This window comes from Clostridium sp., from assembly GCF_021443865.1.
In the GTDB taxonomy this organism is placed as follows: domain Bacteria; phylum Bacillota; class Clostridia; order Clostridiales; family Clostridiaceae; genus Clostridium.
Map to the genome: position 1 here is coordinate 16,237 of NZ_JABUTB010000060.1, position 12,717 is coordinate 28,953.

General features: G+C 28.6%; 12 protein-coding genes. 11 read left to right on the forward strand and 1 reads right to left on the reverse strand.

Going from position 1 to position 12,717, the window contains the following annotated elements; translation table 11 throughout:
• Positions 1 to 52 precede the first annotated feature (52 nt).
• The gene (locus HUJ77_RS11080; protein ID WP_291708645.1) at positions 53 to 895 is read left to right on the forward strand and encodes a fumarate hydratase; all 843 of its coding nucleotides are present in this window, start codon (positions 53 to 55) and stop codon (positions 893 to 895) included.
• Positions 896 to 907: 12 nt separating this feature from the next.
• Positions 908 to 1,474, forward strand: a complete 567-nt coding sequence (locus tag HUJ77_RS11085) for a Fe-S-containing hydro-lyase (protein WP_291708646.1) — start codon at positions 908 to 910, stop codon at positions 1,472 to 1,474.
• A gap of 169 nt (positions 1,475 to 1,643) precedes the next feature.
• Here the strand turns inward: HUJ77_RS11085 and HUJ77_RS11090 are convergent, their stop codons facing one another.
• Positions 1,644 to 2,504 (reverse strand): YitT family protein, encoded by an 861-nt coding sequence (locus tag HUJ77_RS11090; RefSeq protein ID WP_291708647.1) that lies wholly within the window; start codon positions 2,502 to 2,504, stop codon positions 1,644 to 1,646.
• Positions 2,505 to 2,686: 182 nt separating this feature from the next.
• On the opposite strand from HUJ77_RS11090, the gene HUJ77_RS11095 reads away from it, so the two are divergent.
• The 9 genes from HUJ77_RS11095 to HUJ77_RS11135 all read left to right on the forward strand — a co-directional run bounded on the left by HUJ77_RS11095 (position 2,687) and on the right by HUJ77_RS11135 (position 12,709).
• Complete coding sequence (locus tag HUJ77_RS11095; protein WP_291708648.1) at positions 2,687 to 3,382, forward strand: response regulator transcription factor; 696 nt, start codon at positions 2,687 to 2,689, stop codon at positions 3,380 to 3,382.
• Positions 3,366 to 5,132 carry a HAMP domain-containing sensor histidine kinase gene (locus HUJ77_RS11100; RefSeq protein ID WP_291708649.1) on the forward strand — a complete coding sequence of 589 codons (1,767 nt, stop codon included), beginning with the start codon at positions 3,366 to 3,368 and terminating at the stop codon, positions 5,130 to 5,132. Before HUJ77_RS11095 ends, HUJ77_RS11100 begins: the two co-directional genes overlap by 17 nt.
• A gap of 50 nt (positions 5,133 to 5,182) precedes the next feature.
• Positions 5,183 to 5,539, forward strand: coding sequence for an arsenate reductase family protein (locus tag HUJ77_RS11105; RefSeq protein WP_291708650.1), 357 nt, complete (start codon positions 5,183 to 5,185; stop codon positions 5,537 to 5,539).
• 215 nt (positions 5,540 to 5,754) lie between these two features.
• Entirely contained in the window at positions 5,755 to 7,983 is a 2,229-nt protein-coding gene (locus HUJ77_RS11110) for a ribonucleoside-diphosphate reductase subunit alpha (protein WP_291708651.1), read from the forward strand.
• Between the two features lie 34 nt (positions 7,984 to 8,017).
• On the forward strand, positions 8,018 to 9,052 hold the full coding sequence (locus HUJ77_RS11115) for a ribonucleotide-diphosphate reductase subunit beta (protein ID WP_291708652.1): 1,035 nt from the start codon (positions 8,018 to 8,020) through the stop codon (positions 9,050 to 9,052).
• A gap of 358 nt (positions 9,053 to 9,410) precedes the next feature.
• Entirely contained in the window at positions 9,411 to 11,030 is a 1,620-nt protein-coding gene (ptsP, locus tag HUJ77_RS11120) for a phosphoenolpyruvate--protein phosphotransferase (protein ID WP_291708653.1), read from the forward strand.
• An 85-nt stretch (positions 11,031 to 11,115) separates the two neighbouring features.
• Positions 11,116 to 11,652 (forward strand): chromate transporter, encoded by a 537-nt coding sequence (locus HUJ77_RS11125; protein WP_291708654.1) that lies wholly within the window; start codon positions 11,116 to 11,118, stop codon positions 11,650 to 11,652.
• A complete protein-coding gene (locus HUJ77_RS11130; RefSeq protein WP_291708655.1) occupies positions 11,653 to 12,177 on the forward strand; it encodes a chromate transporter in 525 nt (174 codons plus the stop codon).
• A gap of 31 nt (positions 12,178 to 12,208) precedes the next feature.
• Entirely contained in the window at positions 12,209 to 12,709 is a 501-nt protein-coding gene (locus tag HUJ77_RS11135; RefSeq protein WP_291708656.1) for a hypothetical protein, read from the forward strand.
• Positions 12,710 to 12,717: the final 8 nt, after the last annotated feature.

Below are 12,717 nucleotides of genomic sequence, written 5' to 3' on the forward strand. Positions count from 1 at the left end.
TTCTTTAAATATGATAAAATATTTATAATTAGATAAGAAAAGGAAGATGAGAATGAGAGAAATACATATTAATGAAATTCAAGAAGCTGTTGAAAACTTATGTATTGATGCCAATTATAATTTATCAAAGGATGTAGTTTATTCATTAGATAAGGCTAAGAAGGAAGAAACTTGGAATTTGGCAGAAGATATATTAGATAAAATAATAATAAATGCAGAAATAGCAAAAAATGAAAGAATGCCAATTTGTCAAGATACAGGAATGGTATGTGTATTTATTGAAATAGGACAAGATGTTCATGTTGTAGGCGGTAGTTTGCAAGATTCTATTAATGAAGGAGTTAGAAGAGGATATGATAAAGGCTATTTAAGAAAATCAGTTGTTAAGGATCCAATTGATAGAGTTAATACAAAGGATAATACCCCTGCAATAATTTATTACGATATAGTACCGGGTGATAAACTTAAGATTACAGTAGCACCAAAGGGATTTGGGTCAGAGAATATGAGTCAGATAAAAATGCTTAAGCCTTCAGATGGAATAGAAGGGGTAAAAGATTTTATTATAAAAGTAGTAAAGGAAGCAGGACCTAATCCATGTCCACCTATGATAGTTGGTGTAGGAATAGGTGGAACTTTTGAAAAAGCGGCCTATTTATCTAAAAAGGCTTTGATTAGATCAATAGATAGTAAAAATGAAAATAAATTTTATGCTGATTTAGAAGAAGCGTTATTAATAAAGATGAATGAACTTGGAATTGGGCCTCAAGGCTTTGGAGGGAAGACTACAGCTTTAGGTATTAACATAGAAACATTCCCTACACATATAGCTGGATTACCAGTAGCAGTAAATATTAGTTGTCATGCAACTAGACATAAAGAAGTAATTTTATAGGGAGATTGATTTATGGAAGTTAAGCTAACCACACCACTAACTTATGAAAAGATAAGAGACTTAAGAGCAGGAGATAGAATATTATTATCAGGTACTATATATACAGCAAGGGATGCTGCACATAAAAGATTGATAGATTTATTAGATAAGAACTTAGAGTTACCTATAAATATTGACAATGAGACAATATATTATGTAGGACCAACACCTGCAAAAGAAGGACAAGTTATAGGCTCAGCAGGCCCAACTACTAGTTATAGAATGGATTCTTACTCACCAAGACTTTTAGACTTAGGTTTAAAAGCTATGATAGGTAAAGGAGAAAGAAATGAAGAGGTAGTAAATTCTATAATAAAAAATAAAGCTATTTATTTAGGCGCTATTGGAGGAGCAGCAGCACTAATATCTAAGAGTATAACTAAATCAGAAATAATAACCTATGAGGATTTAGGGGCAGAAGCAATAAGGAAAATGGAGATTAAGGATATGCCTTTGATAGTTATTATAGATACAGAGGGTAATAACTTATATAAGCAGGGACAAGAAGACTATATTAGGAATGAAAGAATGAAAGAATGAAAGAATGAAAGAATGGAAAAATTAAAGAATTAAAGTATGAAAACTAAAGAATCATTTCTTTTATTTATATGAAGTAAAATTAAATATTACAATAAAAAACTATAGCCATATTTATGTGAAATTCCACTTAGAATCGAAAGCATAATAAAGCTATAGTTTATTTATATATTTATATTTTGTAGAACCCTTTTCCGTTAACCTCTGATACATCTATTATAGTAATAAATGCTTTAGGATCTATTCTTAAGATTTTATTCTTAAGATGAATCATTTGAGAGGATGTAACGGCTATGTAGAGCATTTTCTTTAATTCATGGGTATACTCACCTTCTGCAATAAGGGAAGTAACACCTCTATTCATATCTTTAATAACATATTGAATTATATCTTCTTCTTTTTCAGTTAGTATTAATAAAAGCTTTTTACTATTAAAACCATTAATAACTTTATCTACTAAGGTGCCTTGAACAAACATAGAAATTAAAGTGTATAATGCTTTAGGAAGTCCAAAGATTAATGCACCTATAAATACTATGACACAATTAAGTCCAAAGCTAAGTTTACCAATCTCAAAATTTGAGTATTTTTTTCTAAGTACCATTGTAATTATGTCTGTTCCACCTGTAGAACCATTTCTGGAAAATACAAGGCCATATCCTAGGCCACACAAAACTCCACCATAAATGCAGTAAAGTAATAAATCATCCACCTTAACTAAATGTGATAAAGGCTTAGTTATCATCAATGAAATTGATAAAGATACCATACCAATAGCAGAATATAAAGTGAATTTTTTATTTAGAGTTTTATAACTAAGAAAAAATAATGGAATATTAATTAAAAATACAGTTATACCTGAAGGTATATTATATAAATATTGAAGAATTAATGCTACACCAGTTGCACCTCCACTTAATAATTGAGCATTAACTAAGAATAAGTTAACCCCTAAAGAAGCTATAATGCATCCGATAAAAATAAGAATAAAATCTAAAACCATGTGTTTATTAATTGAAATACTGCCAAACATTCTGAACTCCTTAAACTTATAAGTAATCTACACAAACTGATTATATATTAAATATTCAGTTATGTTAATATATTTATTTATTTTACTAATTTAATAAAAATGTAATTTTTATAATTAGTAAAATGGCACAATATAAGATATTATAATTATAAGAGAGAATAAATCAAGGGGTGTTTAATAATATGTTTAATGTATTAGTAGTTGATGACGAAAAAGAAATTAGAGATGCCATTGACATATATTTAAGAGGAGAAGGAATGAAGGTTTTCAAAGCACAGGATGGTGTTGAAGCCTTAGAAATATTAGATAGAGAAAAGATACACTTAATTGTACTAGATATAATGATGCCAAGAATGGATGGAATAAAGACTTGCTTAAGAATTAGGGAGAAAAGAAACTTACCAATAATTATGTTATCAGCTAAAGGCGAAGATAGTGATAAAATTTTAGGCCTTAATGTTGGAGCAGATGATTACATAGCAAAACCATTTAACCACTTAGAGTTAGTAGCAAGAGTTAAATCACAATTAAGAAGGTACCAAAAGCCATTAGAGCTAGAAGGTGAAAGTCCTGATATAATAGAAGTTAAAGATTTAGTAATTAATAATAAAGAAAAGACAATTTACTTAAGAGGTGATGAAGTAAAAGTAACAGCAACTGAATTTAAAATACTTCAACTTTTAGCTTCAAATTTAGGAAAAGTTTTTTCTATTAAGGAGATATATGAAAAGGTGTGGGAAGAGCCATTTTATAGAAGTGAAAATACTGTCACTGTTCATATAAGAAGAATAAGAGAAAAAATAGAATTAAATACAAAGGACCCAGAATATATAAAAGTGGTGTGGGGAGTTGGATATAAAATTGAAAGAGAAAATTAAGAGTTATATAACTGGTGTATGGGGAGTTGAAATTTTAATTCTTACTATATCAATAATGTTTTTGATTACAAGTTATTATCAAGCATTTAATAATACATCAGATAATTTAAATACATTTGATGCTTTATTTAATAAAAATAAATATATGGAGTCAATGATATATTATGAAAGTAAGGATATTTCAAAGTATATATATACAAATTCTAGGGATTTAGAAGACATAAGTGCAATAAAATATGAAAATGAAAATCTAACAGGGGATCCTTATTATAATGATAAGATTTTTTATGTTCTAATTAATAAAGAAACAGGAGAGTTTACAACAAATGATGTAAACTTATTTAATTCTGTAAAACAAGAGGATAATAACGTTCCATTATTAGAAGACACTGTAAATGCATATTTAAAGGAATGGGGATTATCTTCTGTTAGGTTAGATAATAAAGAGAAGTACAATTACTATATTATGAGTATGCCAGATAAAGCAAATTTAAAGTATATTGATAAATACATTGAAATATATTATAGCAATCCTGATTCATATGCCTATGTTATAAAGGCGGAAGCCTTATCAGCAAAAACTATGATAGTAGCTACTATTCTTACAATTATTTTATTGATAAAGGTACTATTTAATTTGACTTTTAATAGGAATAATATTCATTTAGAGATAAAGGTATTAAAAAAGATTATCTTTGTAATAAGATATGGATATAGATACAAAAATACCAGAAATAAGATATTAATATCATTTGGAATAGCTATTGGTGTAATAATAGTTTATTTATATCTAGTTGCTGGTATAAGAAATCAAAATTTACTTGTAACATTCTTAACTAAGTATCCATTTAAAGGAACATTAATATTAGTACTAATTCCTTTAGTGTGTGTTCTATATTCATTAAAAAAGAGCTTAGATATAACAATTATTAATGATGGACTAAAAAAGATAAACTCAGGGGACTTAGAATACACCCTTGGTAATGTGGGAGAAAGAGAAGTTAGAGAGTTAGTTGAAAACATAGATAAAATAAAAGAAGGGTATAAAATAGCCTTAAATGAGCAAGTGAAAAATGAGAAATTAAAAACAGAATTAATATCAAATGTTTCTCATGACTTAAAAACTCCACTAACATCAATTATAAACTATGTAAATATATTAAATGAATCTAATATAACAGAAGGGGAAAGAAAAGATTACTTAATGATATTAGATAGAAACTCAAGAAGATTAAAGAGTCTAATTGAAGACTTATTTGAAGCTTCAAAATTAAATAGTGGAAAGATGAAATTAGAAAAACAACCTATAGATATAGTTTCATTAGTATATCAAGGCATTGGAGAGTACTCAAATCTTTATGAAGAAAAAAATATAGAGTTTAAAGTTAATTCAAATGAAGAAGAGATTATATTAGACTTAGATGGTAAGTTAATGTCTAGAGTATTTGAAAACTTAATAGTTAATGCTCTAAAATATTCCTTAAGTGACACTAGAGTATATGTAGAGATTGTTTCTAAAGATAATTCTGTTGATATTTCATTTAAAAATATTTCTAATTATGAATTAGATTTTAATACTGATGATATTTTTGAAAGATTTACAAGAGCAGATAAGTCTAGAAATTCTTCTATAGAGGGGTCAGGTATGGGACTTGCAATAACAAAGAGCATAGTAGAACTTCATAATGGAATTATAAAAATCGAAGTAGAAGGAGATATGTTTAAAATATTTCTAACTATACCTAAGTAATATTATGATATAATTTAATAAATTAAGATTAGTAATTAAGGAGTGATAATATGGCAGTGTTATTTGTAGAATATCCAAAGTGTACTACATGTAGAAGAGCTAAGAAATATTTAGAAGAAAATAATATAGAATTTATAGATAGGCATATTGCCGAAGAAAATCCAACTAAGGATGAACTAAAAGATTGGCTTAAAAAAAGTGGTTTAACAATTAATAAGTTTTTTAATACTTCAGGAGTACTTTATAGAGAAATGCAATTAAAGGATAAGGTTAAGACTTTACCTGAAGATGAGCTATTAGATATATTAGCGACAAACGGAATGTTAGTGAAAAGACCTATAATTGTTAAAGATGATAAGGTATTAGTAGGCTTTAAAGAAGAAGAGTGGAATAAGGAATTTAAGTAATATTACTTTAGAATATGAACTCTTAAAAAATAATTAATATTATTTGACAGTTGGTGAAAAAAGGAGGTATTAAAAGAGATATCTCCTTTTTCCATTTTCTTATTAAAATCTGAACTTTTACAAGACAAGAAAAGATAATTATAATGTATCTATATGTTGTATATTTCTCTAGGCAGTTATTAAATATATACTATATGTAGTGGAAGGGGAAGATTATGGATTTATTGAATGTTTGCAGTAATGCTTTAATTGGGATTAATAAAAGAGATGGATTATATACGGAAGAAAGGCTTTTAGGAGCGTTGAATCATATAATAAGACCTAGTATGAGTGAAGAGGAAATAAGAGATTCTATCATACAAGTTTCATTAGAATTAACTACAGATATGGAACCAGATTGGCAAAAGGTTTCAGAAAGACTTTATGTATATAAATTATATGATGAAGTAAGAAATAATAGAAAATTAAGTAAAGATAATGAATTATATGATGATTTATATGGATTTATAAAAGAATTAACTAATAAGGGCTTGTATGGAAAGTATATATTAGAAAATTATACAGAGGATGAGATTGCGGAATTAGAAAAAGAAATAAAACCAGAAAGGGATTTCTTATTTACTTATAGCGGTATTAATCTTTTAGCTAAAAGATATTTAATTCAAGATTATGATAGAAGTAAATTAGAATTACCACAACAAATGTTTATGGGAATAGCAATGCATCTTGCTATACCAGAAAAGAAGGAAAATAGAGTAGCTTGGGCTAAGAGATTTTATGATGTATTAAGTTCATTAAAGGCTACTATGGCTACACCAACTATGTCAAATGCAAGAAAGCCATTTTATCAATTAAGTTCTTGCTTTATAGATACAGTAGAAGATAGTTTAAAGGGAATATATAAATCACTAGACAACTTTGCAGAAGTATCAAAGTTTGGTGGTGGAATGGGAATATACATAGGTAAGGTTAGAGCTTTAGAATCCCCTATAAGAGGATTCAAAGGAGCATCGGGCGGAATAATCCCATGGATTAAATTATTTAATGATACTGCAATTGCAGTTGACCAATTAGGAGTAAGAAATGGATCAGTTGCCATATGGTTAGATGCATGGCATAAGGATTTACCAGAATTCTTACAACTAAAAACAAATAATGGAGACGATAGAAAGAAAGCACACGATGTTTTCCCAGGTTTATGTTATCCAGATTTGTTCTGGAAATTAGCAGAAACAGATATAGATGCTAATTGGTATATGATGTGCCCACACGAAATTAGATTAACTAAGGGATATTCTTTAGAAGATTTTTATGGAGAAGAGTGGGAAAAGAGATATTATGAATGCGTTGAAGATGAGAATATAAGCAAAAGAGTAATGCCTGTTAAGGATATAGTTAGACTTATAATAAAGAGTGCAGCAGAAACAGGAACACCATTTGCTTTTTATAGAGATACAGTAAATAAGATGAATCCTAATAAGCACAAGGGAATGATTTATTCATCAAATCTTTGTACAGAAATCATGCAAAACATGAGCCCTATGGATATAGAAAAAGCAGAAATCAAAGATGAAAATGGAGATTCTGTTATAATAGAAAAAACTAAGGCTGGAGATTTTGTAGTATGTAATTTATCTTCTGTAGTTTTAGGGAATGTAGAAGTTAAAGATGATGAAGAACTTGGATATGTTGTAGAAACTCAAATTAGAGCAATGGATAATGTTATAGACTTAAATTATTATTCAGTTCCATTTGCAGAAGTAACTAACAAGAAGTATAGAGCAATAGGTCTAGGAACTAGTGGATATCACCATATGCTTGCTAATAATTTAATTCATTGGACAGAAGAGGCACATAAGGACTTTGCTGATGATGTATATGAAAGAATAAATTATCATGCTATAAAGGCAAGCATGAATATAGCAAAGGAAAAAGGAAGATATAGCTGTTTTGAAGGCTCAGACTGGGAAAATGGAGAGTATTTTAGACTAAGAGGATATAATTCAGAAAAGTGGAATGAGCTTAGAGAAGAAGTTTTAAAATATGGACTTAGAAATGGATACTTAATTGCAGTTGCACCTAATGGTTCAACAGCTACAATTGCAGGAACATCAGAAGGAATAGACCCAGTAATGGCTAGATTCTGGCTTGAAGAAAAGAAAGGAAGCATAATACCAAAGACAGCACCTAACTTAAACGAAGAAAATTACTGGTATTATAATTCTGCTTACAATATAGATCAAAAGTGGTGTGTTCAAATTAATGGAGTAAGACAAAGACATATAGATCAAGGTCAATCCTTTAATTTATATATAACTACAAATTATACTATGAGGCAAATTATGAATTTATATATAGAAGCTTGTAAGTCAGGAGTAAAATCAATTTATTATGTAAGATCAAAATCATTAACAGTTAGTGATTGTGAAAGTTGTTCAGCATAGTTATAAAAAGAGAAAGACACGTGGGAGGAACAGTATGTTAGTTAATAAGAAGCCTCTTTTTAATGAATTCGGGGATATAGAAACATCAAAAAAGAGAATGATAAATGGAAATACAACTAATTTAAATGACTTCAATAATATGAAATATAAGTGGGTTTCAGATTGGTATAGGCAGGCAATGAATAACTTCTGGATTCCAGAAGAAATAAATTTATCTCAGGATTTAAAAGATTATAATAAACTTACAAAGGAAGAAAGAACTGCTTATGATAAAATTCTTTCATTCCTAATATTCCTAGACTCTATTCAAACAGCAAATTTATCAAATATAAATAGCTATATAACAGCAAGTGAAGTGAATTTATGTTTAACAATTCAAGCTTTCCAAGAAGCTGTTCACTCTCAAAGCTATAGCTATATGCTAGATACTATTTGCTCTCCAGAAAAGAGAAATGAAATATTATATCAATGGAAGGATGACGAAATCCTATTAGAGAGAAATAAGTTTATAGGAGATCTTTATAATAATTTTTTAAATGAGCCAACAGAAAGAAATTTAGTTAAAACATTAATGGCAAATTATATTTTAGAAGGGATTTACTTCTATTCAGGATTTATGTTCTTCTATAATCTTGAAAGAAATGGGAAAATGCCAGGTTCAGCTCAAGAAATAAGATATATAAATAGAGATGAAAATACTCATCTTTGGTTATTTAGAAATATTCTAAAGGAATTACAATTAGAAGAGCCAGAAATATTTACAGCTGAATTAAAAGAAGAATTAAAAGAAATGATGATGACAGCAGTAGAACATGAAATTTCATGGGGACACTATGTTATTGGAGATAGTATTCAAGGAATAAATAAGAATTTAATAACTGATTATATTCAATACTTAGGAAATATAAGAATGAGTGCAATAGGATTAGATGAAATATATGAAGGTCATATAACTAATCCAGCAGGTTGGGTAGATATATTATCAGATGCCAATTCTGTAAAAACTGATTTCTTTGAAGCAAAATCAACTGCTTATGCAAAAGCAGGAGCATTAGTAGATGATTTATAAAGTAAAGAATTTTAATCTTAATAAAGAATAAATTTATTAATAGTATTGATAATTAATGAAAAGGGGTATTATCATAAATAGACATATTATGATAATACCCCTTTTAAAGCTAAAACACATTGAAATAAGTGGAAAAAATTTTAGTAAATATTTACTTATATAGAAAAAATGCAAATAAAATATATATTTAAAACAAAATTAAGATAGAAAATTATAAAAATTACGTGTATTTATGTTAACATAAAGAAAAAATATGTTATAATCAATATAGTTGTAATTGATTAAATAGATTCGACAAATCTATAAATTCATATACTATTTTAAATTTATAGCTATTATTTAAGGAGGAATCTCAACAATGAAAAAAGGTATAGCTGCATCTAAGGGATATGCAATAGGAAAAGTATTTTTACAAGAACATGAAGAGATAGTAATAACAGATGCGAAGGTTTCAAATGTTGAAGCTGAAAAAGAAGTTTTAAATAAGGCTTTAGAGCAAGCAAAAGTTCAATTATCTGCTATAAGAGATAAAGCTTTAAAGGAAATAGGAGAACATGAAGCGCAAGTATTTGAAGCTCACCTAACTTTATTAGATGATCCAGAATTTACAGGCGGAATGTTATTAGAAATTGAATCAAACAGCACAAACGCTATGAAAGCAGTTGAAAATGTTACAAATACATTCGTAATGATATTCGATTCAATGGAAGATGAATATATGAAAGAAAGAGCTGCTGATATTAAAGACGTATCAAAAAGAATTATTTCTAATTTAGCAGGTAAAGGCGGAGATGCTTTTGCTATAACAGAATCTAATACAATAGTAGTAGCTCATGATTTAACTCCATCAGATACAGCTCAATTAGATAGAAGTAAGGTAGTTGGTTTCTTAACTAATATTGGAGGAAGAACTTCTCACTCAGCTATAATGGCTAGAACATTAGAAATTCCTGCAATAGTTGGTTTAAAGGATATAACTACTTCAGTTAAAAATGGAGATATGGTTATAGTTGATGGTATCGAAGGTGTATGTATTATAAACCCAGAACAATCAGTTATAGATGAATATACTGCAAAGAGAGAAAAATTCTTAGCAGAACAAGAAGAATTAAAGAAATTAATATCAGTTAAAACTGTTACTAAATCAGGAAGAAGAGTTGAAGTTTGTGGAAATATCGGATCACCTGCAGATGCTGAAGCAGTAGTTGCTAACGGTGGAGATGGTGTTGGATTATTCAGAACTGAATTCTTATACATGGACAGAGATTCAGCTCCAACAGAAGAAGAACAATTTGAATCTTATAAGAAGGTTCTTGAAATAATGGATGGAAAACTAGTTGTTATTAGAACACTAGATATCGGTGGAGATAAGACACTGCCATACCTACCATTACCACAAGAAATGAACCCATTCTTAGGTTATAGAGCAATTAGATTATGTTTAGATAGAAAAGACATATTTAGAGTTCAAATAAGAGCATTACTTAGAGCTTCTGTATATGGAAAGTTAGCAGTTATGTTCCCAATGATCTCAGGCTTAGAAGAATTCCAAGCTGCTAAAGAATTCGTTGAAGAATGTAAAGCTGAATTAAAGGCAGAAGGAAAAGAATACTCAGATGATATCCAATGGGGTATAATGGTAGAAATACCTGCTGCTGCTGTTTATGCAGATGAATTAGCTAAGCATGTAGATTTCTTCTCAATTGGAACTAACGATTTAATTCAATATACATTAGCTGCTGACAGAATGAGTGAAAAGGTATCATACCTTTACAACCCAATGCACCCAGCTGTATTAAGATTAATCAAAATGACTATAGACGGAGCTCACAAGCATGGTAAGTGGGTTGGAATGTGTGGAGAAATGGCAGGAGACGAAACTGCAATTCCAACATTAGTTGAATATGGTCTAGATGAATTCTCAATGAGTGCTACATCAATATTAACAGCTAAGAAGATAATATTAGAACAAGAATAATTAAAATAGAGAAAAGTCGCATACTATTAATGCGACTTTTTGTTTTAATAAAGATATATAATTATATTGATGAGGTGATGGAATAGTGAAAAAAATTATAGAAATGTTTATTGCCTTCTTTAAAATTGGTGCCTTTACCTTTGGTGGAGGATACGCTATGATTCCTTTAATTGAAGAGGAAGTAGTTAATAAGAAAAAATGGATAGAAAAAGATGAATTTATGGATGTATTAGTAGTATCACAAAGCCTTCCAGGAGCATTGGCTGTAAACTGTTCAATATTTTTAGGATATAAAATTGCAGGATTGGTAGGGGCACTTATGGCACTTTTAGCAGTAGTTTTACCATCCTTTTTAATAATTTTATTAATAGCAGCCTTCTTTATGCAATTTAGAGATAATTATTATGTTAATGCTGCCTTTATGGGAATAAATTCTGCAGTTCCACTACTAGTATTAGTTGGAGCCATTAGCTTAAGCAAAGGCTTAGAAAAAAATATGCGAACAGGATTAACCATTATAATTGCGTTAATAGCCTTAGTATTTTTTGATATACATCCAGTTATAGTTATAATTGTATCTGCTTTATATGGAGTAATATTCTTAAGGAAGAAGGTGAAGTAGTTGGATTTATTAATAAAGCTATTTATATCATTTCTTAAAATAGGAACATTTAGCTTTGGTGGCGGATATGCCATGTTACCTTTTATTCAAAAGGAAATAGTAGAAAACAATAAATGGATTAGTGTAAATGAATTTATGGATATTATAGGTATATCTCAAATGACTCCAGGTCCAATTGCCATAAACTCTGCAACCTTTGTTGGATATGATGTTTTTGGGTTACCAGGAAGTATAATGGCTACTATAGGGGTTATTTTCACATCATTTATATTAGTATCAATAATAAGCAAGACCTTAGAAAAATTCAAGGAATCTTCAATAATTAAATCAGCATTACTTGGAATGAGACCTGTATTAATAGCTTTAATAATTAAAGCATTTATAGACTTAGCAAAGGAATCCTATACAGACTTAAAGAGTTTAATAATAGCTTCGATAATAGGAGTAATACTATTAAGTAAAAAGGTTCATCCTATTTTAGTTATAGTAATTTCAGCAATAATAGGATTAATAGTTTATATTTAATTTTTGTTGGTTTATTTAAAGAGGGAAGAGAATGAATAATAAGAGATACGAAAAAGCACTTTATTTATATAATAATGGAAACATAGAAAAGGCTATAGAAATATGTGAAAAAGAAATGTCTAGAGATTTAGCAGACTCTAAAGTCCTTAATTTAAAAGGACTTCTTTTATATTTAAAAGGTGATTTAAAAGATGCTACAGACACATGGAAAATAAATAGGGATTATAATGATGATGAAATATCAAGATTATATTTAAAAGATGCAGAAAATGATTTTAAAAAGCTTGAATTATATAAAGAAGCAAAGGAGCTAATAGAAAATCTATCTATAGGAGAAGCAATAGATAGATTAGAAAAATGTAAAGAGAGTGACTTTAATTTTATTAAGGTTAATAATGCTTTAGCAGCTTGTTATTTTATAAAAGGTGATGAGGGTAAAGTTAAGGAGCATTTAGAGAAGGTATTTAAGCTAGATAAAAATAATAAAGAAGCAAAGGAAATAAAAAATAATTATAAAAAATTATATAAATAAAAAAATAG

What these genes read in the sequence shown, in the direction of transcription:
- HUJ77_RS11080 (WP_291708645.1), top strand. Translation starts at nt 53, where the DNA reads ATGAGAGAAATACATATTAATGAAATTCAAGAAGCTGTTGAAAACTTA.
- HUJ77_RS11135 (WP_291708656.1), top strand. Translation starts at nt 12,209, where the DNA reads ATGAATAATAAGAGATACGAAAAAGCACTTTATTTATATAATAATGGA.
- HUJ77_RS11095 (WP_291708648.1), top strand. Translation starts at nt 2,687, where the DNA reads ATGTTTAATGTATTAGTAGTTGATGACGAAAAAGAAATTAGAGATGCC.
- HUJ77_RS11115 (WP_291708652.1), top strand. Translation starts at nt 8,018, where the DNA reads ATGTTAGTTAATAAGAAGCCTCTTTTTAATGAATTCGGGGATATAGAA.
- ptsP (WP_291708653.1), top strand. Translation starts at nt 9,411, where the DNA reads ATGAAAAAAGGTATAGCTGCATCTAAGGGATATGCAATAGGAAAAGTA.
- HUJ77_RS11085 (WP_291708646.1), top strand. Translation starts at nt 908, where the DNA reads ATGGAAGTTAAGCTAACCACACCACTAACTTATGAAAAGATAAGAGAC.
- HUJ77_RS11090 (WP_291708647.1), bottom strand. Translation starts at nt 2,504, where the DNA reads ATGTTTGGCAGTATTTCAATTAATAAACACATGGTTTTAGATTTTATT.
- HUJ77_RS11110 (WP_291708651.1), top strand. Translation starts at nt 5,755, where the DNA reads ATGGATTTATTGAATGTTTGCAGTAATGCTTTAATTGGGATTAATAAA.
- HUJ77_RS11105 (WP_291708650.1), top strand. Translation starts at nt 5,183, where the DNA reads ATGGCAGTGTTATTTGTAGAATATCCAAAGTGTACTACATGTAGAAGA.